Origin of the sequence: Vreelandella aquamarina, from assembly GCF_044805175.1 — a bacterium.
Classification (GTDB): domain Bacteria; phylum Pseudomonadota; class Gammaproteobacteria; order Pseudomonadales; family Halomonadaceae; genus Vreelandella; species Vreelandella aquamarina_B.
Window position 1 is genome coordinate 1,753,858 of record NZ_CP085232.1, and the last position, 26,340, is coordinate 1,780,197.

27 protein-coding genes are annotated in these 26,340 nt (G+C 53.5%); 7 read left to right on the plus strand and 20 right to left on the minus strand.

Going from position 1 to position 26,340, the window contains the following annotated elements; genetic code table 11:
- Positions 1 to 21 precede the first annotated feature (21 nt).
- On the minus strand, positions 22 to 390 hold the full coding sequence (locus LG300_RS08330) for a hypothetical protein (RefSeq protein WP_404377924.1): 369 nt from the start codon (positions 388 to 390) through the stop codon (positions 22 to 24).
- 2 nt (positions 391 to 392) lie between these two features.
- Complete coding sequence (locus LG300_RS08335; protein WP_404377925.1) at positions 393 to 854, minus strand: flavodoxin; 462 nt, start codon at positions 852 to 854, stop codon at positions 393 to 395.
- Between the two features lie 156 nt (positions 855 to 1,010).
- Between LG300_RS08335 and LG300_RS08340 the strand changes: the two genes are divergently transcribed.
- Positions 1,011 to 1,217: a DUF2788 domain-containing protein gene (locus LG300_RS08340; protein ID WP_404377926.1), complete on the plus strand. Its 207-nt coding sequence runs from the start codon at positions 1,011 to 1,013 to the stop codon at positions 1,215 to 1,217.
- Between the two features lie 106 nt (positions 1,218 to 1,323).
- Here the strand turns inward: LG300_RS08340 and LG300_RS08345 are convergent, their stop codons facing one another.
- From LG300_RS08345 to LG300_RS08395, 11 genes are all read right to left on the minus strand, one after another.
- Positions 1,324 to 1,620, minus strand: a complete 297-nt coding sequence (locus LG300_RS08345) for an integration host factor subunit alpha (RefSeq protein ID WP_404377927.1) — start codon at positions 1,618 to 1,620, stop codon at positions 1,324 to 1,326.
- A 79-nt stretch (positions 1,621 to 1,699) separates the two neighbouring features.
- Positions 1,700 to 4,081: a phenylalanine--tRNA ligase subunit beta gene (gene pheT / locus LG300_RS08350; RefSeq protein WP_404377928.1), complete on the minus strand. Its 2,382-nt coding sequence runs from the start codon at positions 4,079 to 4,081 to the stop codon at positions 1,700 to 1,702.
- Positions 4,082 to 4,107: 26 nt separating this feature from the next.
- Positions 4,108 to 5,127, minus strand: a complete 1,020-nt coding sequence (gene pheS / locus LG300_RS08355; RefSeq protein ID WP_404377929.1) for a phenylalanine--tRNA ligase subunit alpha — start codon at positions 5,125 to 5,127, stop codon at positions 4,108 to 4,110.
- A gap of 157 nt (positions 5,128 to 5,284) precedes the next feature.
- Positions 5,285 to 5,638 carry a 50S ribosomal protein L20 gene (gene rplT, locus LG300_RS08360; protein WP_009097607.1) on the minus strand — a complete coding sequence of 118 codons (354 nt, stop codon included), beginning with the start codon at positions 5,636 to 5,638 and terminating at the stop codon, positions 5,285 to 5,287.
- 57 nt (positions 5,639 to 5,695) lie between these two features.
- Positions 5,696 to 5,890, minus strand: a complete 195-nt coding sequence (gene rpmI / locus LG300_RS08365; protein ID WP_009724291.1) for a 50S ribosomal protein L35 — start codon at positions 5,888 to 5,890, stop codon at positions 5,696 to 5,698.
- An 81-nt stretch (positions 5,891 to 5,971) separates the two neighbouring features.
- Entirely contained in the window at positions 5,972 to 6,511 is a 540-nt protein-coding gene (gene infC / locus LG300_RS08370) for a translation initiation factor IF-3 (RefSeq protein WP_404378013.1), read from the minus strand.
- A gap of 12 nt (positions 6,512 to 6,523) precedes the next feature.
- A complete protein-coding gene (gene thrS / locus LG300_RS08375) occupies positions 6,524 to 8,446 on the minus strand; it encodes a threonine--tRNA ligase (RefSeq protein WP_404377930.1) in 1,923 nt (640 codons plus the stop codon).
- 212 nt (positions 8,447 to 8,658) lie between these two features.
- Positions 8,659 to 9,528, minus strand: a complete 870-nt coding sequence (locus tag LG300_RS08380) for an OmpA family protein (RefSeq protein WP_404377931.1) — start codon at positions 9,526 to 9,528, stop codon at positions 8,659 to 8,661.
- 248 nt (positions 9,529 to 9,776) lie between these two features.
- Entirely contained in the window at positions 9,777 to 10,244 is a 468-nt protein-coding gene (locus LG300_RS08385; RefSeq protein ID WP_404377932.1) for a DUF2489 domain-containing protein, read from the minus strand.
- Positions 10,245 to 10,361: 117 nt separating this feature from the next.
- The gene (locus LG300_RS08390) at positions 10,362 to 11,420 is read right to left on the minus strand and encodes a heme A synthase (protein ID WP_404377933.1); all 1,059 of its coding nucleotides are present in this window, start codon (positions 11,418 to 11,420) and stop codon (positions 10,362 to 10,364) included.
- 558 nt (positions 11,421 to 11,978) lie between these two features.
- Entirely contained in the window at positions 11,979 to 12,692 is a 714-nt protein-coding gene (locus LG300_RS08395) for an SURF1 family protein (protein WP_404377934.1), read from the minus strand.
- Here LG300_RS08395 and LG300_RS08400 point away from each other — a divergent pair.
- Positions 12,673 to 12,864, plus strand: coding sequence for a DUF2909 domain-containing protein (locus LG300_RS08400; protein WP_404377935.1), 192 nt, complete (start codon positions 12,673 to 12,675; stop codon positions 12,862 to 12,864). The genes LG300_RS08395 and LG300_RS08400 overlap by 20 nt on opposite strands.
- 4 nt (positions 12,865 to 12,868) lie before the next feature.
- On the opposite strand, the gene LG300_RS08405 is transcribed toward LG300_RS08400, so the two are convergent.
- From LG300_RS08405 to LG300_RS08425, 5 genes are all read right to left on the minus strand, one after another.
- Positions 12,869 to 13,729 carry a cytochrome c oxidase subunit 3 gene (locus LG300_RS08405; protein WP_404377936.1) on the minus strand — a complete coding sequence of 287 codons (861 nt, stop codon included), beginning with the start codon at positions 13,727 to 13,729 and terminating at the stop codon, positions 12,869 to 12,871.
- Complete coding sequence (locus LG300_RS08410) at positions 13,726 to 14,313, minus strand: cytochrome c oxidase assembly protein (RefSeq protein ID WP_404377937.1); 588 nt, start codon at positions 14,311 to 14,313, stop codon at positions 13,726 to 13,728. Before LG300_RS08410 ends, LG300_RS08405 begins: the two co-directional genes overlap by 4 nt.
- 37 nt (positions 14,314 to 14,350) lie before the next feature.
- A complete protein-coding gene (ctaD, locus tag LG300_RS08415) occupies positions 14,351 to 16,009 on the minus strand; it encodes a cytochrome c oxidase subunit I (protein ID WP_404377938.1) in 1,659 nt (552 codons plus the stop codon).
- Positions 16,010 to 16,075: 66 nt separating this feature from the next.
- Positions 16,076 to 17,191 (minus strand): cytochrome c oxidase subunit II, encoded by a 1,116-nt coding sequence (coxB, locus tag LG300_RS08420; protein WP_404377939.1) that lies wholly within the window; start codon positions 17,189 to 17,191, stop codon positions 16,076 to 16,078.
- A gap of 120 nt (positions 17,192 to 17,311) precedes the next feature.
- Positions 17,312 to 17,485, minus strand: a complete 174-nt coding sequence (locus tag LG300_RS08425) for a DUF2970 domain-containing protein (RefSeq protein ID WP_404377940.1) — start codon at positions 17,483 to 17,485, stop codon at positions 17,312 to 17,314.
- Positions 17,486 to 17,618: 133 nt separating this feature from the next.
- Between LG300_RS08425 and LG300_RS08430 the strand changes: the two genes are divergently transcribed.
- Both LG300_RS08430 and LG300_RS08435 read left to right on the plus strand, forming a co-directional pair.
- Entirely contained in the window at positions 17,619 to 17,972 is a 354-nt protein-coding gene (locus tag LG300_RS08430) for a hypothetical protein (protein WP_404377941.1), read from the plus strand.
- A gap of 97 nt (positions 17,973 to 18,069) precedes the next feature.
- A complete protein-coding gene (locus LG300_RS08435; RefSeq protein WP_404377942.1) occupies positions 18,070 to 18,303 on the plus strand; it encodes a hypothetical protein in 234 nt (77 codons plus the stop codon).
- Between the two features lie 14 nt (positions 18,304 to 18,317).
- Here the strand turns inward: LG300_RS08435 and hrpB are convergent, their stop codons facing one another.
- Together hrpB and LG300_RS08445 are read right to left on the minus strand one after the other, a co-directional pair.
- The gene (gene hrpB / locus LG300_RS08440; protein ID WP_404377943.1) at positions 18,318 to 20,762 is read right to left on the minus strand and encodes an ATP-dependent helicase HrpB; all 2,445 of its coding nucleotides are present in this window, start codon (positions 20,760 to 20,762) and stop codon (positions 18,318 to 18,320) included.
- Positions 20,763 to 20,765: 3 nt separating this feature from the next.
- The gene (locus LG300_RS08445; protein ID WP_404377944.1) at positions 20,766 to 21,416 is read right to left on the minus strand and encodes a TetR family transcriptional regulator C-terminal domain-containing protein; all 651 of its coding nucleotides are present in this window, start codon (positions 21,414 to 21,416) and stop codon (positions 20,766 to 20,768) included.
- Between the two features lie 198 nt (positions 21,417 to 21,614).
- Between LG300_RS08445 and xdhA the strand changes: the two genes are divergently transcribed.
- From xdhA to xdhC, 3 genes are read left to right on the plus strand one after another with little or no spacing between them, the layout of a single operon-like run.
- Positions 21,615 to 23,066, plus strand: coding sequence for a xanthine dehydrogenase small subunit (gene xdhA, locus LG300_RS08450; RefSeq protein ID WP_404377945.1), 1,452 nt, complete (start codon positions 21,615 to 21,617; stop codon positions 23,064 to 23,066).
- Positions 23,050 to 25,473, plus strand: a complete 2,424-nt coding sequence (xdhB, locus tag LG300_RS08455) for a xanthine dehydrogenase molybdopterin binding subunit (RefSeq protein WP_404377946.1) — start codon at positions 23,050 to 23,052, stop codon at positions 25,471 to 25,473. Before xdhA ends, xdhB begins: the two co-directional genes overlap by 17 nt.
- Entirely contained in the window at positions 25,470 to 26,339 is an 870-nt protein-coding gene (xdhC, locus tag LG300_RS08460; protein ID WP_404377947.1) for a xanthine dehydrogenase accessory protein XdhC, read from the plus strand. Before xdhB ends, xdhC begins: the two co-directional genes overlap by 4 nt.
- Position 26,340 lies beyond the last annotated feature (1 nt).

Consider the following 26,340-nt stretch of genomic DNA (forward strand, 5'->3'; position numbering starts at 1 on the left):
GGTTTTAAGGCATAAAAACCATCACTCCCGTGTTGACCACCATAGCGAGACGGCGTGCAGCAGTAATCCGCAGGTAGCCGCATGGGAGATAAATACCTGCCAACTAATCCAGTCTGTTAATAGCCCATGCCAAGCGCCCATCACCAGCACTCCGAACACAAGCATTATAGCCAGGCGCTTTAGTAACGATGGCAGCGCCTGCCGGGCTTCAGGGGACAGCATTTTCCACTGAATGGCAGCAGCGCCCCCTACCAACGCTAAGGCCATCAACAGAAGTGTTTGGCGTGTTTCATGCCCACCGGCCATATAACGCGGAAGCGCGGCAAGCATTACGACGCACAAACCAATTGCCACGCTCACCCGCTCGGGAGAGTAGACCGTTCGCTGCATGGCTATGCAACCTTGAGCTGCTGGGCGTCAATCCACTCTTCCACCCAAGGCACCGCCGCATCATCGGCCATAAAGGTTTCCATGGCGTCAATTTCAAGCCGCTCACCCAAGCGTTGGGCACCGTGATCCTGTAACAGCTCATCCAACGCCCTCCCTGCGCCGCAGAACGTATCGCCATAAGAGCTATCGCCTAGTGCGATCAGCCCATAGCGTAATCCCGCCAGAGAAGGGCTTTGTTCCTTAAGGTGCCGGACAAAGGGGACGAAATTACCGGGAAAATCGCCGCTACCCGTGGTGGAAACACAGAAAAGCGCCAAGTCACCCGCTTGAGTAACATCCTCAATGGTAGGCTGTTCTGAAATATCAACAGTGTACCCCGCCTGCTCAAACAGCGGTTTTACCTGTTCTGCAACGTCTAACGCACCACCGTACATAGTGCCAACCAGGATGGTTAACTTAGGCATTGGCCTACTCCTCGGTAACGGTGCCCACTGCGCTTTGTTAAGTCCGCAAAGTGCAGTCGACAAATACCTGATGAATTTGCTCAAATATTAACACGACTGGCAAAAACGACGCACGCCCCACCATAGGCTACCGACAATCGTCCAACAGGAGCGCTTATGCAGCAAGCCTTTGAGACATGGATCACGCCCATCATGATTGGCGGCCTGATCATTTTTATGTGCTTTATTATTTGGGATCTGGCCAAAAAGTCGAACGCAGGCAAGTTTGGCACGGTTATGCTGTTTGTGGTGCTAGGCGCAGGTATGCTGGGATATGTTATCAAGGTAGTGATTACTTGGCTTATCGAGGGGGGAGGCATTTAATCGGTTAGTATTCGGCTCTCAACCAGCAAACAGCTGTTAAGTAATAAAAAGGAGTGCCGCTTGGCACTCCTTTTGCTGGTTAGCTTACAAAGCGCTCGCCGCCCGCTTATTGGCCGCTGTAGCGCTCTACCTGCTGCTTTAGCTTCTGCCCTGGACGGAAGGTCACCACACGGCGGGCCGAGATGGGAATCTCTTCGCCGGTTTTGGGGTTACGCCCCGGCCGTTCACGCTTATCACGTAGGTCAAAGTTGCCAAAGCCTGATAGTTTGACCTGCTCGTTTTCACGCAAACAGGCGCGAATTTCTTCAAAAAACGCCTCTACCATCGCTTTTGCTTCCCGTTTTGACAGCGCCAGCTCAGTATGTAAATGCTCTGCTAGCTCTGCTTTGGTCAACGCACCCATAGGGCTCCTCCATGTAGCGAACGATGTAGCAAATGCATTGCCAAGAACGTGGTAAGCGTCGTGTCATGGCATAGCTTAATTAGCCGCGAAGCTCGGCACCTAGTTCATCACGCACTTTTGTGACGATTGAATCAACCAACTGGTTGATTTCTTCGTCGTTTAGCGTGCGCGAAGCGTGTTGCCAGGTCAAGCCCAATGCAATGCTCTTATAGCCTTCGGCAACACCTTTACCAGCATAGACATCAAATAGCTTAATGTCTTTCAAGTAATCGCCTGCCTGCGCTTTTGTACAATCAAGCAGCGCTTGTACTGGCGTCGCCTCTTTGAGCATAAACGCCAAATCACGACGCACCTCTGGATAGCGGGAGAGAGGCTCAAAGGCAGGAATCGCCCCTTGGCTCAGCGCATCCAGGCGCACTTCAAAAAGCACTGCGTCGACTTTAAGCCCTAACTTGGCGCGCACTTGCGGATGCAGCGTACCAATCCAGCCTGCGGGTTCGCCATGATGGAAAAGCTGTGCCGTTTGCCCTGGATGCAGCGAGGGGTGTTCGCCCGGTTCAAAGCGCCATGCATCCAACGCTCCGCCCATTGCCAGCAGGCTTTCCAAGTCCCCTTTCAGGTCGTAAAAATCTACTTGGGCCTTGGCTCCGCTCCACCCTTCGGCTTCACGAGCACCGCACACTAACGCCCCTATCATCGGCACTTGCGTCAGGTTGTCGAGGTGGCCATTGAACACCAAGCCCGTCTCAAACAGGCGCACGCGGGTTTGCTGGCGGTTAAGATTATGCTCTAGAGCGCGGACCAAGCCAGGGAACAGACTAGCACGCATCACCGAAAGATCCGATGAAATCGGATTTGCCAGCACGGGGGATACCGCATCCGGCAGCAGCGCCGCCTGTAGGTCCGGCGCGACGAAGCTGTAAGTCACCGCTTCCTGGAAGCCACGGGCTACCATTTGGTTGCGTAGCTGCGCCTGGGTGAGCCGTGCCTCGTTGGCGGGACGCAGCGCCAAACGCGCCGCAGGACGACGTACCGGCAGATTATTGTAGCCGTGGATACGGGCCACTTCCTCAATGAGGTCCTCTTCAATCGCCACATCGAAGCGCCAGCTAGGTGCAACGACCGCCCAGCCTTCCGCCTGCTTATTCACCTCCAGCCCCAGACGCTGGAGAATATCGGTGACGTCATCCACCGATAGCCGCTTAGAAAGTGCGCTTTCCAGGCGAGCCTCGCGCAGCATGATGGCGCGCGACACAGGCAGGTGCTCATCGCTAACGGACGCCACTACCGGGCCTGCCTGACCGCCACAGATATCGAGCAACAGCTGTGTCGCACGCTCAATCGCTATAGCAGGCAGCTCAGGATCGACGCCGCGCTCGAAACGGTGTGATGCATCGGTGTGCAGACCATAAGAGCGCGCTTGCCCGGCAATGGCAAGCGGTGCAAAGAACGCCGACTCAAGGAAAATCGTCTGCGTTTTTTCGCTTACGCCCGAGTTTTCGCCTCCCATGATACCGGCCATCGCCAAAGGGCCACGCTCATCGGCAATGACCAGAGTTTCAGGACGCAATGCGATATCCTGGCCATCAAGCAGAGTCAAACGCTCGGACGCGCGCGCTAAACGTACGGTAATGCCGCCCTGTAAATTATCGCGGTCAAAGGCATGTAGCGGCTGGCCAAGCTCTAACATGACATAGTTTGTCACATCCACCACAGGGTCGATGGAACGTACGCCGCTACGGCGCAACCGCTCAACCATCCACAGCGGAGTTTCAGCCCCCACATTAATGCCTTTAATGACGCGCCCTAAGTAGCGCGGACACTGCTCAGGCGCCTCAATAGTGACGGGGAAAGTATCGTCGATGCGCGCTTCAACCGCTGTGATATCAGGGCCACTCACCGGTAGGCGATTGAGCACCCCCACCTCTCTCGCAAGACCTTTAATGCTCAGGCAGTCACCGCGGTTTGGGGTCAGATCGACCTCAATAGTCATATCGTCGAGCTGCATATACTCGCGAAAGCTCGTGCCCACGGGCGCCGACGCCGGTAGCACCAGGATGCCAGGCGAGGTTTCTTCCTCTAGCCCCAGCTCCGATGCCGAGCAAATCATGCCGCGGGATTCAACGCCACGCAGCTTGGCTTTTTTAATTTTAAAATCGCCCGGCAGTACGCCTCCTACTTGGGCGAAGGGAATTTTCTGCCCTACATCTACATTGGGTGCGCCGCATACGACCTGCACCGGCTCACCGGTACCGTCATTTACGGTACATATGTTGAGCTTATCGGCATCCGGATGTTTCTCTTTGGTGAGTACTTCGGCCACGACAACGCCACTAAACGCAGCAGCGACCGCCTCAACGGCATCCACTTCAAGGCCCGCCATCGTAATCTGATCGGCTATAGCCTGCGTATCAAGCTGCGGGGCTACCCATTCACGCAGCCACTGTTCTGAAAATTTCATGTTGATTCCCGTCGCTGGCAGCGGTCTTAGGTGAATTGACGAAGAAAGCGCAGGTCGTTCTCAAAGAACAAGCGCAGGTCATTAACGCCATAACGCAGCATCGCCAAGCGCTCGGCGCCCATACCAAAGGCAAAGCCGGTATAACGCTCGGTATCGATGCCGGAGTGCCGGAAAACCTCAGGGTGCACCATGCCGCAGCCCATGACCTCCAGCCAGCCGCTATGGGAGCAGACACGACATCCGTTACCACTGCACATCACACACTGGATATCGACCTCAGCGGAAGGCTCAGTGAATGGGAAGTAAGAGGGGCGGAAACGGACCGACAGGTCATCACGCTCAAAAAACGCCTGCAGGAAGTCTTCAATAGTGCCTTTCAGATCGGCAAAGCTCACCCCCTCATCCACCAATAGCCCTTCTACTTGGTGAAACATCGGGGTATGGGTCAGGTCCGAGTCGCTACGGTAAACGCGCCCCGGGCAAACGATGCGAATGGGCGGCTCGCTGCTCTTCATCGTGCGAACTTGCACGGGAGAGGTATGGGTACGCAACAAACGAGTCGCATCGAAATAAAAGGTATCTGCCATCCCGCGCGCCGGGTGATGGGCTGGAATATTGAGCGCTTCGAAATTGTGATAGTCGTCTTCGATCTCTGGACCCACAGCCACGTCGTAACCAATACGGGTAAACAAGCCCTCGATACGCTCCAACGTGCGAGTGACGGGGTGTAGGCCACCACTCTCTTGCCCCCGACCAGGCAACGTGACGTCGATTCGCTCAGCGGCTAATCGGGCGTTGAGCGCTTCACTTTCAAGCTGCTGACGCTTGACGTCGATTTCGGCAGCAAGCGTTTGCTTCGCTTGGTTAATCTGCTCGCCAGCCGCAGGACGCTCTTCTGCCGATAATTTGCCTAAGCCTTTTAGCAAGGCTGTCACTTCGCCTTTTTTACCTAGGTAGCGTACGCGCAACTCATCTAGCGCCGAAACACTCTGCGCTGCCTGGATAGCATCGCGAGCCTCTGACACCAGAGTAGGAAGGTGGTCCATCCGATTTACTCCGAATTAAGCGGTGCCATCTCTAAGGATGGCTGGCATGTTGAAGGTGACAAAAAAACAGGGGAAGAGCGGCTGCTCTTCCCCTGCATGGGTCACACTGAAATGACCTCGGGCATTTCACACTGGCGTTAGCCCAGTGCAAAGTACCTTATTGGGCAGCCTTGGCTTTTTCCACGATAGCAGCAAAAGCGGCTTTTTCGTGTACTGCCAGGTCGGCCAATACTTTACGATCAATTTCAATACCGGCTTTCTTCAGGCCGCCAACAAAGCGGCTGTAAGACATGCCATTGATGCGCGCACCAGCGTTAATACGCTGAATCCACAGAGCGCGGAATTGACGCTTGCGGTTGCGGCGGTCACGGTAAGCATACTGACCGGCTTTAATAACAGCCTGTTTGGCTACGCGGAAAACACGCGAACGGGCACCGTAGTAACCTTTGGCCTGCTTCAGTACTTTTTTATGGCGACGACGGGCAACTACGCCACGCTTAACACGGGTCATAACACACTCCTGACTTTATGACTGAGGCTAAATGCACTCAGATAAGAAAATTCGACCTTACAGGTTCGGCAGCATGCGCTGGATCAGCGCTTTGTCGGAAGCATGAATCTGCTTCATGCCACGCAGCTGACGCTTACGCTTAGTCGACTTCTTGGTCAAGATGTGGCTACGGAAAGACTGCTTGTGCTTGAAGCCGTTAGCGGTCTTTTTGAAGCGCTTTGCAGCGCCGCTGTTGCTTTTGATTTTCGGCATGAGAGAACTCCGCTCGATATTTTTTAGAAAACCCAGGGCCGACCAGCGCTTTCACGCTGGCCCGTTAACTTCGCCGTTGGATCACTTCTTTTTCGGGGCAAGAATCATGATCATTTGGCGGCCTTCCATTTTCGGGAAGGATTCAACCGTTCCGATCTCTTCCAGGTCTGCCGCGATCCGTTCCATTAGCTTACGGCCAATGTCCTGGTGCGCCATTTCACGACCACGGAAGCGCAATGTGACCTTACCCTTGTCACCACCTTCCAAGAAGCGGGTCAGGTTTTTCAATTTTACCTGATAATCGCCTTCGTCGGTGCCAGGACGGAATTTGACTTCCTTCACCTGGATTTGCTTCTGCTTTTTCTTTTGAGCCGCTTTCTGCTTTTTGGTCTCAAAAACGAATTTGCCATAATCCATGATCTTACAGACGATTGGATCGGCATTCGAAATCTGTACGAGATCTAAACCGGCAGCTTCCGCACGCTCAAGCGCCTCGGTGGTGGGTACAACACCCAACTGCTCACCTTCGGCATCAATTAAACGTACTTCTTCTTCGGTAATACGCTCGTTCATTGGTGGGCGTTTGTCTTGTGGACGCCCGCGCTGGTTGCTTCGCTTGATCGCTCCGTCTCCTTAGGCAATTGACGATGTCGCCAGGGCTGCTCGCTCTGCATTGAAACGTTCGATGAATTCATCAACCGTCATGGTGCCGAGGTTTTCGCCGCTGCGAGTCCGCACGGCCACTGAGTCAGCTTCGACTTCCTTATCTCCCACCACAAGGAGATAGGGAACTTTCTGTAATGTATGCTCACGGATTTTAAAGCCGATCTTCTCGTTCCTCAAGTCCGCCTTGATCCGCAAGCCACTTTTTTGCAGCCGCTGCTCCAAATCGAGCGCATAATCACGCTGCGCATCGGTAATGGTCATTAGCACCGCCTGCTGCGGAGCCAACCACAGTGGCATGGCGCCAGCGTAATGCTCAATCAAGATACCCAGGAAGCGCTCGAATGAGCCAAGGATAGCACGATGGAGCATAACAGGGGTTTTACGCGTGCCGTCTTCATCGACGTATTGCGCCCCTAAACGCCCTGGCAAGTTAAAATCTAGCTGAAGAGTACCACACTGCCAAACACGATTCAGGCAATCTCTTAACGCAAACTCAATTTTCGGGCCATAGAAGGCGCCTTCACCGGGCTGCAATTCCCATGCCAGTCCGGTAGCATTCAGCGCGGCCTCAAGCCCCTGCTCCGCCCGATCCCACATTTCGGCTTCCCCCAGGAAGTCTTCGGGTCGTGTGGAAAGCTTGAGCTCCACGTCTTCAAAACCAAGGGTTTTATAAACCTGTAGCGTCAGGGCAATAAATGCTTCTGCTTCAGCCTGAATTTGGCTTTCGGTACAGAATATATGCGCATCATCCTGTGTAAAGCCACGTACGCGCATCAGACCGTGCAGCGAGCCAGAAGGTTCATTACGATGGCAACTACCAAATTCTGCTAAACGCAGCGGCAGGTCGCGGTAACTCTTTAACCCCTGGTTAAATACCTGCACGTGGCATGGGCAGTTCATCGGCTTGACGGCATACTCGCGCTTTTCCGACTCGGTAGTGAACATTAGTTCACTGTAATGGCCCCAGTGCCCCGACTTCTTCCACAGCGTCAAATCAACTACCTGAGGCGTCCTGATCTCCTGATAGCCATGCTCACGCTGGATTTTACGCATGTACTCTTCTAACGCCTGGTACATGGTCCAGCCGTTAGGGTGCCAAAACACCATACCCGGCGCTTCTTCTTGAAGGTGGAACAAGTCCATCTTCCGTGCAAGCTTACGGTGATCGCGCTTTTCAGCCTCTTCAAGCCGCTTCAAGTACGCTTTTAATTGCTTTTTATCGCCCCATGCAGTGCCGTAAATACGCGTCAGCATCGGGTTGGAGGAGTCACCACGCCAGTACGCACCAGCCAGCTTCGTAAGCTTGAACGCTTTTAAGTGGCGAGTATTGGGTACGTGCGGACCACGACACATATCCGTGTACTCTTCGTGATGATACAGGCGAATAGTGGCGCCTTCCGGGATATCCCGGATAATCTCCAGCTTATAAGGCTCATCACGCTTTTCAAACGTCGCCATCGCTTGGTCACGGCTAACATATTCACGAATAACGTCATATTCGTGATCAATCAGCGCCTGCATCCGCTTTTCAATGGCTTCCATATCGTCTGGCGTGACGGACTTACCAAAGTCGATATCATAATAAAAGCCATCATCAATAACAGGGCCGATCGCCATTTTGGCATCAGGATAAAGCTGCTTCACCGCATGACCAATCAAGTGGGCACACGAGTGGCGAATGATCTCTAGCCCTTCTTCATCTCGAGCAGTAATGATCGAGACATCCGCATCCTGCTCAATCATATCAGCAGCATCAACCAACACTCCGTCTATTTTGCCCGCCACGCAGGCCTTGGCCAAACCAGGGCCAATGGATTCTGCCAGCTGCATAATGGAGAGTGGTTCATCAAACGTTCTTTGGCTGCCGTCGGGCAGTGTCACAATGGGCATTCAGGTATTCCTTGAGCGCAGTGGTGATCCATACCAAGGATCACATTTCGCTATCAATGGTCGGGGTATTGGGCATATCTTGAAGGCTACTCAGCCTACCAGAATTTATTCTTTCGTAAAATAAAACGGGAGGCATCAGCCTCCCGTTCTCTAACAAATGGATTAGCAAGCCAGCGCGCTGGAACCATCCATTGACATTTCAGCTAAGTGAATTAGTTCCACTCATCCAGTTCTACACGGCGGTTCTGGAAACGACCCTCTTCGGTATCGTTGGTAGCGATCGGGCGCTCTTCGCCATAACCAACGGCACGCATACGGTCAGCTGCTACGCCGCGCTGGGCCAAATAAGCGGCAACAGATTCAGCACGACGCTGGGAAAGGTCTTTGTTGTACTGATCAGAACCACGAGAATCGGTGTGGCCTTCAATGCTAACGCGTACGTCTGGATTATTCACCAGACGCTCGGCGACGCCGTTCAGAACATTTTGTGCATTCGGTGTTAGCTGTGCGGAATCGAACTCAAAGTTCACATCCTGAAGCACAACGCTCTCCGGGCAGCCCAGCGCGTTGACCTCAACGCCTGCCGGGGTATTCGGGCACTGATCACGGTAGTCCGGCACACCGTCGTTATCAGAGTCGAGCGGGCAACCGTTAGCGTTAACTTCTACACCTGCGGGGGTGCCCGGGCATTGGTCGCGGTAGTCCGGCACGCCGTCACCGTCAGAGTCTAGCGGGCAGCCTTCTGCATCAACAGCAACACCAGCAGGCACTTCACCGTAGCTCGGGCACTGCGGTGCTACCGGCTCAGGAGTGCGGTCTGCACACAGCAGACCACCAATTGCAGCACCTGCTACCGCACCTGTGGCAGAACCACTCTCTTCATCAGAATTACTGCTGGTAGCGTAACCAATGCTGCCACCGATAATACTGCCCGCCAGGCCACAAACGGCCGGATGCTGGTACCAGCTACGGTCACTGCTAGCGCTTGCTTGGCTAGAAGATTGTGAGGCAGAGCTGGCACAGCCAGAAAGACCTACTACTAATGCAGAACCGATTAGCAAGCCAGTCGTTGATTTTTTCATGCAAGACTCCTTCTTGATCCAATGCTGATATGGTCAATCGACCAAATCTATCCAATGCTTCTTATCGCGAGAGCATCCATTTTTCGCTGTTCTGCTCCAAGATGGAGGTTTTCCTTCACCGTGAAACTGAACGGGGTGCCTATCATTAACGTTTCAGCGCTAGAAGGCAACAACGCCGAGATATCAACTTCTTGCCAATACCGACATCTTCAGCATAGCAAAGCTGCCATCGTTAACATTAAAAAATTTCAATGCAGTGCTGATGGCCCCCTTGAGCGCCATTTGATGACTGCTGCAGCGGCTGCCAAGACCTCTGAACGCATCTCCTCTTCGACAGCTAAACGCTCTTTATCTTCCTGCATCCGCTCCCTGGGAGTGAGCTGTTTACGTGCAGAGTGCGTCTTTAAGTGCCGGGTACGATTGTAGACCTCTGCAAATGCTTGGAACTCAGGACGTTCAGTCAAGCTAGGGTCAATAATTTCGAGCAGTACTTTACATCGCCAAGAACCTTCGGTGACATCCACCTGTTCTTGGACAAGCGCCCCCACCACGTAGTCAAGATTTTCTAAACTGTTTTGCAACGCACGCCGCTCTTCATCGATACGAAAAGCTTCGCGGCGCTTTACTTCTTTACGCAGTGAAAAAGCGTAGCCGCTAAGTGCTGCGATGACGATAACAGCCACCGCCAACAGTATCAGTGCAACCGTGGAACTCATGGCACCCCTTGTACTCAGTGAATTAATAGCTTAACGAAAATTGTACACCCAATTCACCTAGGCAGACCAACCAGATTCACATATCGCGCTATTACGATTGTCAACTAACCATCGCGACTAACCATAACGAGACGCGATACCCCTTGCATTTAATGAACCTATCATTGTGGATTCGCCTGCACTTTTATATCGCCAACACCACCATGCCCAGCCAATACTCAGCATTAGCGATACGGCACCGGCTGTATGCAGCAGGGCCAGCCAAAGCGGCAGCCACAGCAACACGTTGGCGATGCCTAAACCTACCTGCAAGCAGTAAACGACAACCGCAATGTTCAGCGCCGTGCTGACGGCACTAAGCTGACGATAGCGCCACCACAGTATGGCTAACAATATACCCAGTAAAAGCGCGCCCAAGCGGTGAATCATGTGAATAGCGGTACGCGCATCAGCATGCAATTGGCCATGGAGATAGTTAGGCCCTACAGTCTGAGTTAGGTGGAAGCCTTCACTAATATCCATAGAGGGCCACCATTGAGTGTTGCAGGTAGGAAAGCCCTGACAGGCAATACCTGCATAGTTACTTGTCACCCACCCACCCAGAGCAAGCTGTAGCACTAGGACACCGCCAACCAGCAACCATAGCAGGCTGTTTTTTCTTAATGGAGGTAAATCATCACCCCGCAAAAAGCGGCGTATACGTAAATGCAGCCAAAAGAAGAGCGTCAAAACGCTTAACCCACCCAGCAAATGAAGCGTCACTACCTGCGGCCAAAGTTTTAGCGTCACAGTAAACGCGCCAAACGCACCCTGCAGCAGAATAATCACCAGCAGTGCCATGCTTAACCGCCAGGGATAGCCAGCCCATTTCCGTATTGGCCAACCTAGTGATAATACGCTAATAACGAGCAACCCAAGAAAGCTGGCGACATAGCGGTGCGCCATCTCCACCCACGCTTTGAAGGGTTCGAGCGGCACATCCGGGTGACGCAAGGCGGCCTGCTCGCTATCGGGCACTAGCAACTTGCCATAACAGCCTGGCCAGTCAGGACAGCCTAGCCCAGCGTCGACCAGGCGCGTCCAGGCGCCTACCAATATCACCATCGCTGTCAGTAAGGTTCCCGCTAACGTTATGCCTCTTAGCCACCGCAAACGGCGCTCTTCGAAGTTCAGCATGGTGCATCCTTACGGCTGTGACTAGCCGGGCATTTACTCGATGGGATTAACTTTAAATAGGTGCCGGATGTCATCAAGAATATCGGCTGTGGGCACTGCCTGAGTGAAGGCAAGCGCTGGCCTCCCCAGAGGGTCAAACAGCCAAATGCTATGCTCGCCTCGCCAAGCTGGGGAGTCATGCCAATCTGTCACTGACTCTCCAGGTAGCGCAAGATCGCTACCGCCAATGTTTAGCCGCTGCAGCCTCGCTGCGTCACGGCCTAGCGCTCGGTGCAATCGCCAAAGCTCGTCTTGCCGTTGCTCACAGCCACTGCCGCAATCCAAGACTAAGGTCCACTGTTCAGATAATTTTACGGAGGTTTTTAGCGGCCACTCCCCAAGCGGTGGAACTTCGAGTTTTACTGCTCCATGAGCAGTATGACTCTGGGGTATTCCTATATTCCAGGTCACCATCATCCAGGCAGTGACAATAGGTGCGGCAAAGGCTGCAAACAGGAGAGCTACCTTTAACCTTGGATAACGCACTGGCCGACGAACTTGCACGTTAAAGCCCCCTTATTATTGGCGCACTCGATAATCCCTGATGAGCCGCTGTCCACCCAGTAGCATGACCACTAGGGCTGCCAGCGCCAGCCCCCACCACTGAACAGCGTAGCCCAGATGTCGGCTCGGCGGCATAACGTTTGCCTCCCACCACGGGGTAAAGACACCCGCCCCATGCTCTGCATGAAGCCAACCGTCATGACTAAAAGGCCCAAGCGACGCTTCCCAGGGTTCCAGGCTCATCTGCTGAAGCCTTACTCCCTCTTGGTTTACACCGAACAGTTGCCCTTCCCCATGAGTGTCCTGCCACTCGCCAGACACCTCAACCACGCCTTCGGGAGTGGGGGCTGAAGGTGGCGCTCGGCTTGCGCCTGTTTCAATGAAGCCGCGTTGAATTAGCCAGAGCTGCCCGTAGGCATCCCTCAGTGGTGTCAGCACAGCAACGCCTAAGCGGCCATTGGCAATGCGGTTATCCAAGTAGAGCGTATACTGTTCAAGATAGTCGCCACGCAAAATAACACGACCCCCTTCCATAGGCGTCTCGGTTGGCTCCTCCAGCGTTGGCGCAGCATCACGCATTGCCATCAGCTCACGCTTGTCATTCGCCCGTTCCCACTGCCATAGTCCCAAGAAGAGTCCTAATATTACTATCGCGCTCCAAAACACATACCACCCGTAAATACGGGCTGGACAATCAGAAGGCTTTATCATGTGGTTAAAATTGCTCATTGGTCTCGTTTTTGCCGGTATGGTGATTAGCCTGGCCGCTGGCGCAGGCTTCCTGCTTCGTGACGACAGCTCTTCCAGACGGCTACTCATATCACTTAAATGGCGTATTGGCTTAGCCTGCCTTCTGATGATGTTATTAATTTTCGGTTTTTTATCCGGCGAGCTTGGGTAAACCGCTAGAAAACATAAACGAACACAAACAACCCTACCCAAACCACATCGACAAAGTGCCAATACCAGCAGGATGCCTCAAAACCAAAATGGTGCTCATTATTAAAGTGCCCCTTAACAATCCTTGCTAACATACTGGCTAAAATGAGTGTGCCAATAATGACGTGTAAACCATGAAAACCGGTAAGTATAAAAAAGGTTGCCCCAAAAATACCGGCCTCAAGGGTAATGCCATAATGGTGATAGGCTTCGTAGTATTCGACGCCTTGAATAAGGATAAAACAGACCCCTAACAGCACCGTGCCTGCCAACCAGTTACGGCACGTCCGGCGATAGCCAAGCTTTAGTGCTTCATGGGCAACGGTCAGGGTGATACTAGAGGTGACCAAAATCAGTGTATTCACCAGGGGAAGTTGCCAAGGGCTAAGCACACTACTAGGCCCAGCCACGGACGAATCAGGCGGGTTGAGCAGCGGCCACTGGGGAACAAACTCTGGCCACAACAAGGCAGATACACCCTTTGCCCCCTCGCCACCCAGCCAGGGAAGAGTGAACGTTCTTACATAAAATAATGCTCCAAAAAAAGCGGCAAAGAACATTACCTCAGAAAAAATAAACCAACCCATTCCCCAGCGAAACGAGCGATCCATTTGTGCGTCGTATAAACCGCCCATTGACTCGTGGATCACATCGCGAAACCAAAGCCCCATCACGCAAAGAACACCCAGCAAGCCAATAGCCAATAGAGGCACGCCAGTATCGTAAACCAGCTGAATGCCTATACCGGCCATCATGGCTCCTAGTGCAAGCGACCCTAAAATAGGCCACCGACTAGACGCAGGAACGTAGTAGCTGCCGCTGCTCATATCTTATCTCCCGCCGTATTGTTGTTTATTGAGGTGCTCCGCGCTACGTGCTTCACTGGGTAGAGGGTATAGACCAAAGTAACGGTATTGATATGCTCGGGCAGATCTCTCGACAACTGGAAAACCAGCGGAATCGTAATTCGCTCATCGCCCTGCAACTGCTGTTCCTGAAAACAAAAACAGCTTATTTTGCGTAAATGCGTTGTCGCACTGGACGGCGAAACGCTGGGTACGGCACGCCCCCAATTTTTTTGTTGGCTATTATTGGTAAACGTAAAATCAACTTCTGCGGTTTGTCCTGGATTCACGCGCATCTGCCTGGTTTCAACGCTCATCTGCCAAGGCAGCCCTGCACTACCGCGGGTAATGAATTGAACCGTAATAAAGCGCGACTGGTCGACCTCCTCATGAACAATCGCTTTTGCTGTGGTATCCACTTTGCCGTTGATGCCTGTCACTCGGCAAAATACGTCGTAAAGGGGCACCAGGGCAAAAGCGAAAGCGAACATGCCAACTAGCGCGGCAATACTACGGATCACCGTCCGTTTAACGCCCGCAGTTTGCACTGCATTACCTAGTGCCATCGCTACCTCCTAGGCCCACTACCAGCGTGATGCGTGGCTAATCGTTTAGCCGAGCACGGTGAAAAACGGGCGGCGTTTCAAAGGTGTGTAACGGCGCTGGGCTAGGCACGCTCCACTCTAAATCAACAGCCCCTTCCCAAGCTTTTGCAGGTGCCTTTTGCCCGCCACGCACGCACAACACCACGACCAGCACAAAGAGCAGTTGAGAGGCGCCAAAGAAGAAAGCACCGATACTTGAAAGTAGATTGAAGTCGGCAAACTGGAGTGCATAGTCCGGTATACGTCTTGGCATACCTGCCAATCCAGCAAAATGCATGGGGAAAAAGGTGAGGTTGACACCGATAATCGAGCACCAGAAATGGCTCTGGGCGAGTCGTTCATTAGGGTAGTGGCCTGTCCACTTTGGCAACCAATAATAGACACCAGCCATAATGGCAAAGATCGCTCCAGGGACTAACACATAGTGGAAGTGTGCCACCACGAAATAGGTGTCGTGGTATTGGAAGTCGGCAGGCGCAATGGCTAACATCAGCCCTGAAAAGCCACCAATGGTAAATAGCACTACAAATGCCAAGGCAAAAAGCATGGGCGGCTCAAAACTAATCGAGCCACGGAATAGCGTTGTCACCCAGTTAAAAACCTTCACCCCCGTGGGCACAGCAATCAGCATAGTGGAGTACATAAAGAATAGCTCTGCCGTTAGCGGCAGGCCCACAATAAACATATGGTGGGCCCATACCAGAAACGAGAGTAGCGCTATCGCTGCGGTGGCATACACCATAGAGGCGTACCCGAATAGAGGCTTACGGGCAAAGGTGGGAATAATGGCTGAGACAATGCCAAATGCAGGCAGAATCATAATGTAGACTTCAGGGTGCCCGAAAAACCAAAAGAGATGCTGGAATAACACCGGGTCCCCCCCACCCGCCGCATCGAAGAAGCTGGTACCAAAGTTAATATCCATCAACATCATGGTAATCACGCCGGCTAATACCGGCATAACAGCAATAAGCAGGAACGCCGTAATCAACCATGTCCAAACGAATAGCGGCATATCCATCATGCGCATACCAGGTGCGCGCATATTCAAGATAGTGGCGATAATATTAATCGCTCCCAAGATAGAGCTAATCCCTGCCATATGAAGCGCTAAAATAAAGAACGTCGTTGAGGCAGGCGCATACGTTGTAGATAACGGAGCGTAAAATGTCCAGCCGAAGTTGGGCCCACCACCGGGCATAAAAAGGGTTGAGAGCAGTAAGGTAAAAGCGACCGGCAATAACCAAAAGCTGAAATTATTCAGCCGCGGCAAAGCCATATCAGGGGCACCGATTTGCAGCGGGATCATCCAATTAGCTAGGCCTGTAAACGCTGGCATTACGGCTGCGAATACCATAATCAGGCCGTGCATAGTGGTCATCTGGTTAAAGAACTCCGGCTCCACCAATTGCAAACCAGGTTGAAACAGCTCAGCTCTCACCACGAGCGCAAAAATACCGCCAACAAAAAACATCGTGAGCGAGAAAATTAAATAGAGCGAGCCAATCTCTTTATGGTTAGTGGTTAGCAACCAGCGCATCATACCTTTAGGGTGGGCCGCTTGAGGGTGATGCGGTTGGCCTTCTTGAGACTGGCCACCAGCCACGGCAGTTGAGCTGTGCTGCAGTGCATGTTGTGGAGGTAGTTTGGGCGCCATATGTCTCTCCGCATACTTTATCGTTTTAATAGAATTATCGTTTTAATAGAAAAAGTTGGTCGATGCCTACTGGGCGATACGCTCAGCTACCGTAGCTGGCTGAACGACATCGCCTGTATCATTGCCCCACGCATTGCGGGTATAGGTCACTACCGCTGCTATTTCTACCGGATTTAGCGTATTGCGGAAGGCAGGCATGGCAGCACCGGAAACTCCGTTAATCACTCGGCCTAAATGCCAGTCTAGGTCGTTAATTAACTGCTCGTTGCTGGCAAGTGCTGGAAATGCCGGTGGCGCGCCCTGCCCTTCGCTCTGATGGCAAGAGGAGCAGATGGATTGGTACACCGTTTCGCCACGGGCCATTAACTCCTCCATTGCCCATTCGCGATCAACTCCCATTGCCTCCTGCTCGGCGGCCGCTTTGCGCTCTTCAAGCCAGTTTTCAAACTCCGCTTCCTCCATGGCATGTACCACTATGGGCATAAAACCATGATTCACACCGCATAGTTCGGCGCACTGTCCGCGATAAATACCTGGCTCGTTAATTTGCACCCAATTTTCGTTAATAAAGCCCGGGATCGTATCCTGTTTTACGGCTAGTTCTGGCACCCACCAAGAATGAATAACATCATCGGATGTCATTAAAAAACGTACTTTACGGTTAATGGGCAGCACCAGCGGTTCATCAACATCCAGCAAATAGTGCTCGCCTCTCGACTCCTCACCCCGTATTTGTTCACGTGGGGTACTTAAATTAGAAGTAAAGGCAACATCCTCACCAAGGTACTCGTAGCGCCAGCGCCACTGCTGCCCTGTGACCATGATGTCCAGATCCGCCTCGCTGGGGTCATACATATTTTTTAGGGTTGCGGTGGCGGGCACGGCCATCCCTACCAGAATCAAAACGGGAATCGCCGTCCATAGCACTTCTACTGAGGTATGTTCATGAAAATGTGCAGCTTTGACTCCTTTGGAGTGACGGTAGCGGAATAGTGAATAGAACAAGACACCAAAAACGATGAGACCAATCACCACACAAATCCAAAAGATCGTCATGTGTAGGCCAAAAATATCACGGCTGATGTCCGTAGCCCCCACCGGCATATTCCAACTGCTGGCGTGTGCTTGAGAGAGACTCGCGGCACTGGTAATAGTCAGAAGCCACCGCCACAGTAGACGCATAGCCACCTCCTTTATTATTGTTGTTCCGCCAACCCTTTTGTTAGGTCAGGAATAAGTGATAACTCCAGTATAGAAAACATATGGCATACGTCACGGACTACTATCATGCTTCTCAACGCTTCAACCCGCCGCCCAAATCGCAACGCCTACTAATATCATGACGAAAAGCAGCGTCATGATAATGGCCGTTATGATGAAGGCTGCAGGCTTGTCGCTTGAAAAATCCTTCTGGCGCTGGCGGTCGTTTTGTACGCCGATCAGCGCTGCCAAGACAGACTTAACCACTGACCACATAGAGCCTCCCCCGAGGTTGAGTTTTTTCATGCTCGTTTTAGCAACCACTCCGTAGCACTTAGCTATAGTTGATGATAGGCAAATTTACGGGTCGTGCTGCGTCAACGTAGCCCGACAAAGAAAGGAGTTTGCAATGATTGGTCAAGCGATAGCACTATCCCCGGTTGGCTCTTCACAGTTTGGGGCGGCTTGGTGGCACTACTTTTTTTTACAGAGCGCACAGCCCGTGTTGCGCCTACAGTTAGTCTGGATTGAGAGCATGGCGCAGGCAATGCAGCTAGAGGCAGACCTATTTCATGCCCTGATGCAGAGCAACATTACGTTGGTAGAGTGCCTGACCCAGAGCCGCAAACGCTGTACCCACTCCGAACTAACGGAACACTATCACGAGTTAGCAAAAACACTCGCCGATGCCCACATGGATCGCCTTGCAGGAGTAACCCAGCTATCTAATGACTTTCGGCGCTGCTTGTGGGAAGAGATTTAGTCGTTGGTAATTCAATTCAGCTTGCGGCTTTTTGTACTGCGCCCCACACTACGGTTGGCAAGGTTAGAAGCCGCAATCACCCCTGATGGAGCCTTATATGCCCAAGCGCCGTGGAACCGCTCTACGTCACTTTTGTTTTCTATTCGTCTTGCTATTGCCCTTAGCTGGCTGTACCACCTATACATGGCCAGACGGCTCCCAAGAGACGGTACTAGGCGTAGTGCCGGAAGACGAAAACCGCCGCTATGAAGAGCCGCAAGCTGATGGTGTGCGCTACCGGAAGCCGGGCGACATTCCGGAAACGCCGCGGGCAAATGCTCCTAGCAACTAACAAGGACGAGACTTTTACCCCTGATGGCGCTTTGTGCGCGCTGTCGCTTGAGCAGTGAAAGGATCTTCGGGCCACGGGTGCTTCGAATAGCGCCCACGCATCTCTTTCCGCACCTCTGGGTAGCCATTCACCCAAAAACTGTGCAAATCCTGGGTGATTTGCAGCGGCCTACGCGCTGGAGACAGCAGGTGAAGCGATACCGGCACCCGCCCATCTAACAGGGCGGGTGTCTCCAACCACCCAAACGCTTCTTGGAGCTTAAGGGCTAGCACCGGTGGCCGCCCTTCCCGGCAAGGGGAGTAATCCAGCTTGATGGCATTACCACTGGGCGCTTCTATCGTCATCGGCACCAAGCGCTCCAGCTGGGCTTGTTGCGCCCACTCAAGCGTACTGATGAGATAGGTGTGAAACGGTAATTGCTCTAACTGGCTTAAGCGCGTTATACCGGCCATGTATGGGCTTAGCCATGCTTCAAGCGAGTCTAACAGCGCGGCCTCGGACCAGTCGTGCCATTGTTCCGGAAAGGCACTCATTAGCAGCGCCATTCGTCCCTGCAACTGCACCATTTGCTCACTAAACAATAGGTTTGGACGCTGCTTGAGCGCTGCCAACAGCGCCTTTTCGACCGCCTCGGTAGGCAATTGCTGTAGTGGGCGGGTTGCTAACACCAACTCTCCGTGGCATTGAACGGCTTCCCCCACCAGCTTGCTCTGATCATCTGACCAGGTAATGCGCTCCTCCCACCGCTGTGACGCTGGATAAAGAGTAGCGAGCGTCGTGAACGAAATGGGCTCGGCTATATAAATCTTGGCCTCGCTGGTAACGCTCTCCACGCTAACCGCCACCAAAAAAGGAGTTTGTGCCAAGGGATGACTATCTGGCAGCGTGGCAGTTTTACCGTTAGCGAGTTTAAAGCGGCCTGGGGTGATGAGTTGGGCAATTCGGTCGGGGTATGCCACGGCAAGCAGCGCTCCCAACGGCTCCATTGAGATATTCTGCGGCATGGGCGAGTTCATGATACTTGCCAATCGCTTGGCTTCTTGCCACCAATGAGGATACCTCCCAGGCTGGGCGATGCACTGGGGCAATACATCACGAAGGGCGCCCTTTATACGCTCCCTCCCCTCCATTAAGGCTGCTAAGGCACAGGCCAGCGGCAAAGCCCCTAAAGAATCCGCTTTTGCCAGCATAGCCGCTAAGCGCGGCTCAAGCGGCAGTTGGGCACTCTGTTTACCCATCGGCGTCAGCATACCGCTAGCGTCTACCAGGCAAAGCTGGCGCAACAGCGATTGGGCACTTTGCCAGGCGCCTTCGGGCGGCGGGGAAACCCATGCCAGCTCACCAGGATCACGTACTCCCCATAGTGCCAGCTCCAGCGCTAATTTAGAGAGATCTGCCTGTAGCATTTCAGGCTCACCATAAGCGACCAGCGGTTGCTCTGATGACCATAAGCGATAACAAACGCCTGGCTGCTGCCTACCCGCCCGGCCACGCCGTTGATCAGCACTTGCTCGGTTCACGCGCCTTGTGGTTAGACGTGTCAGCCCTGTTCGGGGACTAAATTCCGGCACCCGCTCCAGGCCGGCATCAATCACGCTATTGACACCATCAACGGTGACACTAGACTCCGCAATCGCTGTTGAAACGATCACCCGTTGGCGCGTTTTGTGGGGTTTAAGTGCCGCCTGCTGAGCCTCGACCGGCATTCCTCCGTGCAGCGGGCGCACTTCAATATCCATGCCACTGATTTCCAGGGCTTGCACAAGCTGGGAAATTTCCGCAACCCCGGGCAAGATTACCAGTACATCGCGACTATTCTCCCGCGCCATTGCCTCCCGAACGACACGCAGTGCCGCTGCGTCTAACGTTTCGCGCGCGTCCATAGGGCGGTAGTGAGTTGCTACCGGAAATTCACGCCCCGTACTCTCAATCACGGGGGTGTCACTGCCTAAAACGCCCTTTAAGGCGGCAACATCCAACGTAGCGGACATCACCACTAGCCGAAGATCATCACGGATGCTCTTTTGCACATCCAGCGCTAATGCAAGTCCCAGATCCGCTTCGATACTTCGCTCATGAAACTCATCAAAAATGATGCCCGCCACCCCGTCCAGCAGTGGGTCATCCTGTAACATGCGGGTGAGCACCCCCTGCGTTACAACTTCAAGTCGTGTCCTGGGACCTACTTTACTATCGCCCCGCATCCGATAGCCCACCGTCTCACCTACCCGCTCGTTGAGCTGTGCCGCCATAAAGGTAGCTGCTAAACGGGCGGCGACACGACGCGGCTCCAGCAATAATAGCCGTTGGCCTTTCGCCCAAGCGCTAGAGAGTAAAGTAAGGGGCACACGGGTAGTTTTGCCAGCACCGGGCTGGGCCACCAGGATCAGCCGGTGATGTTCGGCAAGCGACGTTTGTATCGAGCTTAAATGCTGCTCAATGGGAAGCGATGCAACCATTCATCAATATTCTTTAATCATAGAAGGGGTAATACCGCACCCCTTCAAAATAACGTGTTCCAGGAACTGGCAAATAGACTCCAACTCCTCCTCGTCCAGCGCCTCCCCGCCAAGGATGCCGGTAACTTGGGCGCTATATTCGGTGTAGTGCTGAGTCGCTGACCAAATCAAAAAAATCAGCCAGCGCGGGTCGATATCATCCATCTTACCCTGCTCAGACCACTGGCGAATAATCGCTGCTCGTGACGCCACCCACTCTTTTAATTCACCTGACAAGTACTCTTTCAAGAAAGGTGCGCCCGCGAGTATCTCTGCAGCAAAGAGTTTTGACCCCTCGGGGTAGCGTTGCCCAAGCACCATTTTGGTGCGTATAAAATCGCTGAGTACCTTTCCCGGGTCGCTATCAACCGTGATATCTTCTAACACCGCATTCCAACGGCTCATCATGCGGTTCAGCAAGCGGACATAAAGCGCCTGCTTGTTTCCCATGTAATACAGGATATTGGCCTTAGGCAGCTTGGCTTGGTCTGCAATGGCCTGAAGGCTGGCACCACGGTAACCATGTTGTGAAAACACCTGCTCCGCAGCGCTTAATATGGTCTGTTCAATACGATCCCTGCTGGCATTTTCCTGGTTAGCGGTATCAGCCGTCATTCAGTAAGCTCCTTTCATAAGCTTTGCAGCGTGCTTTCACGCACTTCGCCGCGCCTCAAAAACGTGCATTTTAAATGCAAACGGCACGCTTATAGTGCATACAACATCTCATCTAACAAACACTTGCAAGGTGTGCTGTTTTGTCCCAAGCTCAACGTTATTGACCGATCGGTCAGAACAATCATAACGGAGATTGGTATGGCGACAATTGAGTTTTTGCTCAATGGCACCCTAACCCAGTGTCATGTGCCCCCCGACACCAGTATTTTAACGCTGTTACGCGATCATTTGGGGATGACAGGCACAAAAGAGGGCTGTGCATCAGGTGACTGCGGTGCGTGCACCGTCACTATTAAAAGCGATAAAGAGCCGCACGTTATGAGCTTGAATGCGTGCATTACACCTGCCCACCAGTTGCACGGCCAGCACTTGATCACCGTAGAGGGCTTAGCCGCCAAAGGGGAGCTTCATCCAGCGCAACGCGCCATGGTGGAGTGCCATGGCAGCCAGTGTGGCTTCTGCACCCCTGGTATTGTGATGTCGCTGTTTACGCTATATACCAACCAGCAACAGCGTCCTGCCCCCCTAACCCCAGAGCGGCTTGAGGCGGCGCTAGGGGGAAACTTATGCCGCTGCACCGGATATCGACCTATCCGCGATGCGGCCCTGGGTATGCAAAACTCTCCTTGGGATACACCGCAGTGGTTCGATGCTAGCCTCTCCAACAGTCCGTCGCTTTCACTTCCTGATGCAGATACAAACGACTCAGCGTTTTTTGCCCAGCCCACCACGCTTGGCGAACTTACCGCGCTACGGCGGCGCCATCCTTCAGCGCGTCTTGTTGCCGGTGCAACGGATTTATGGCTTGAAAACACCCAGCGCCTTGCGCAACTCAGCCAACTCATTGATGTAACCCAGGTCGATGAGCTGCGCCATACTGAAGAGGCCACCTTCAACGGGCAGCCTGGTTGGTGGATAGGCGCTGGCGTCACCTATTCACAGCTAGAACCGCTGCTGGAGGCTCACTACCCGGCATTCGCCCACTTGCTTCATCGATTAGGCTCGCAGCAGGTGCGTAACCGGGGCACCCTAGGGGGCAATATTGCCAATGCTTCGCCCATTGGCGACACTCCGCCCGTCCTGCTGGCGCTAGACGCTTGGGTAGAGTTGGCTAACCAGGATGGCACCCGGCAGCTGCCGCTTTGCGACTTTTTCCTGGATTATAAGAAAACGGCCCTGGCAGTGGATGAAGTCGTTAGCCGAATTTTCATTCCGCGACTGGTGGATCATGCCATGCTTAAAGTATGGAAACTCTCCAAGCGCCGTGAAGACGATATATCCGCCGTGCTGGGGGCTTTTCATTACCGTGTCAGCGATGGTGTTATGCAGGACGTTCGTATCGCCTTTGGTGGCATGGCAGCAATCCCCAAACGAGCCAATAAAGCGGAAGCCGCGCTAGCGGGGCAGCCCATTACCAAAGAGGGCTTTCAGGCGGCGCAGCGGGCACTGGCCGAAGAGTTTCAGCCCATGAGTGATGTTCGGGGCAGCCAGCAATATCGCCAGCAGGTGGCAGCCAACCTGCTTGAACGTCTTTACCTATCGCTTTCGGCTCCCACTCAGGAGGTGATGCTCCATGCGTACGCTCACTAAGCTTGATGGCGACAGCAGCCGCGCCCGCCGCGAACTGCATGATCACATTCAAGGCTCCGGCCCTCTTGCCCGCCATACGGTGGATAGCAATGGGCAGCGCCAAGCCGGCGCTTCCAGCTTCCATGAAAGCGCTGAAAAACACGTTACCGGCAAAGCCGCCTATATTGACGATCTTAAAACACCCCAAGATGCCCTGCATGTAGCGCTCGGGCTCTCTCCCGTCGCCCACGGCACGCTAACGAAACTGGAACTCGACGCCGTCAGGCAGGCTCCTGGCGTGGTCGATGTGATTACGTTCCATGATGTGCCAGGCCATACGGATATTGGCCCCGTTTTTCCCGGCGACCCCATTTTTGTCGAGCAGGAGATCAGCTACGCAGGGCAGTGTTTATTTGCGGTTGCTGCTACTTCCCTACAGGCAGCTCGCCAAGCCGTTAAGCTGGCCACACTGCATATCGATGAGCAACCGGCAAGCCTGGATCCCGTAGCCGCTGCCGAGCGCCATGAGGTGGTGCGCCCTACCCACGTACAAGCGCGTGGGGATTGGCAAGCCACCTTGCAGCAAGCCGAACAAACTATAGAAGGCGAGCTATTTATCGGTGGGCAGGAGCACTTCTATCTCGAGGGCCAAGCGTGCATTGTGGTACCTACGGAAGATGAAGGGGTGATGGTTCATACCTCTAACCAGCACCCCAGCGAGACCCAAAAGTTAGTAGCGGAAGTGCTCGGTATTCCTTTCCATGCTGTTACAGTAGAGGTTCGCCGCATGGGCGGCGGCTTTGGCGGTAAAGAGACCCAGGCATCGCCTTGGGCCTGCATTGCCGCCATCATTGCACGCCGCACCGGCAAAGCCACACGGCTTCGCCTGCCACGCAGCGAAGACATGCGTGCCACCGGCAAGCGCCACCCTTTTCATAACCGTTACCAGTTGGCGATTGATACCCAGGGCGTCATCCAAGGCGGCGATATAACTATCATCGGTGACTGTGGCTACTCGCCGGACCTGTCCGATGCCATCGTAGACCGCGCGATGTTTCATGCGGATAACGCCTACTCGTTAGGGGATGCACGAGTTACCGGCCATCGTGCCAAGACTCATACAGCGTCAAATACCGCCTTTCGTGGTTTTGGTGGCCCCCAGGGGATGATGATTATTGAAGCGGCGATGGATGATATCGCCCGCCGCGTTGGTGAAGATCCGCTAACGATTCGTAAGCGCAACTTTTACCGTGAGGGGCGGGATACTACCCACTACGGCCAGCAGGTAGATCAAAAACAGCTGCTGCATACGCTAGTGGATACCCTGGAAACGAACAGCGACTACTGGGCACGCCGACAACACATTCGGGACTACAATGCGGCAAGCCCTGTTATTAAAAAAGGGCTCGCACTGACTCCCGTCAAGTTCGGGATCTCTTTCACCGCCCAACACCTTAATCAAGCGGGCGCGCTGCTGCATGTATATACCGACGGCAGCATCATGATTAACCACGGCGGCACAGAAATGGGCCAGGGGCTACATACCAAGATTTGCCAAGTGGTCGCCCGTGAGCTTGGCCTAGATTTGGACAGCGTGCGTATTAGCGCCACTCGCACGGACAAAGTTCCCAACACCTCGCCCACTGCTGCATCGAGCGGTGCCGACCTAAACGGTATGGCAGCACGCGATGCCGCAAGCAAACTTCGTGAGCGGCTGTTTGATTTTGCAGCAGGACACTTTGAGGGTGGGCTAGACAGAGAAGGCATGCGGTTAGAAAACGGTATGCTGATTGCCGGCATCGGTGAGAGTGAACGGCGCATTCCATGGGGTGAGCTCATTCAAACTGCCTACTTGAACCGTATTTCGCTTTCCGAAAAAGGCTTTTATGCCACGCCGCTGATTCATTACAACCGGGCAACAGGGCAAGGTCGGCCTTTTTACTACTACGCATTTGGTGCAGCAGTGGCCGAAGTAAGCGTTGATACGCTTAGCGGGGAGTATCTGGTTGACCGTGTCGATGTCCTTCACGATGTTGGCAACTCGCTAAACCCTGCTATTGATATTGGCCAAGTAGAAGGTGGGTTTATCCAGGGCATGGGCTGGCTGACTAGCGAAGAGCTAAAGTGGAACGCCAAAGGGGTGCTTGTCAGCGACGGTCCTGCTACCTATAAAATCCCTACTTTTGGCGACTTGCCTAAAGTATTCAATGTCGAGCTGCTTGAGGGCCACCCAAACTCAATGGCAAGCCTTTACCGTTCAAAAGCCGTGGGAGAGCCGCCCTTTATGCTGGGCATTTGCGTGTGGTCTGCGCTACGGGATGCGCTTGCCAGCCTAACGGATTACCGCATCTCTCCCCACCTGGATACGCCAGCCACTCCTGAACGAGTCATGCTGGCAGCTAACGCTATTAGGAATAAAGCGTTATGACGCAGTCGCCTGAAACATGGCATGCTGCGCTGCACCGCTTGCAGCGCAGCGGTACTCCTCATGTGCTGGCAACCCAGGTCACTAGCGCAGGTTCGACTCCCCGAGAACCGGGTGCGCGCATGGTAATCACTGCCGATGCCATTTTCGATACGCTAGGGGGTGGCACGTTTGAGTGGCAAACCATTAGCGCCGCTCGGGATTTTTTACAGCAAGGGCGCGTTGGCTTCCACTTAGAGGCATTTTCGCTAGGAGGCCGCAGCGGGCAATGCTGCGGCGGCTTTGTGAATGTGCTACTGGAAGTGTTTCCTGGCTTCTCCAGCCATATTGCGCTCTTTGGAGCAGGACATGTGGGGCGCGAGATTATCAAACTCAGTGCTCCGTTACCCTGGCGCCTCGATTGGTACGATAGCCGTGCTGATGTTTTTATCGAGCAAGATACTCAACAGCCCCGCCTAAGCTGCCACACACTGGACAGCCCCAAAGCAAGCGTATTAGCACTCCCTGCATACTCCCACGCACTGGTGATGACTCACAACCACGACGAAGACTATGCACTGATCACCGAACTACTCAAGCGCAAAGACATAGCCTCCATCGGACTGATCGGCTCTGATAGCAAATGGGCTAGTTTCCAAAGCCGCTTAAAGCGTGACGGTTTTAAACCCGACGAGATCCAGCGTGTGCGCTGCCCTATCGGCACTATCCACGACACCAAACTCAGCAATAAAACGCCCTATGTGATTGCAATGACCGTGGTTACCGAGCTTTTATGGCTAACTGACCAACCCATTGATCACCAAACCCGCGGACTTGAACCCGCTGCACTGCGCTCTTTATTCAACGATACTGCGACACATCCGAGCTAAT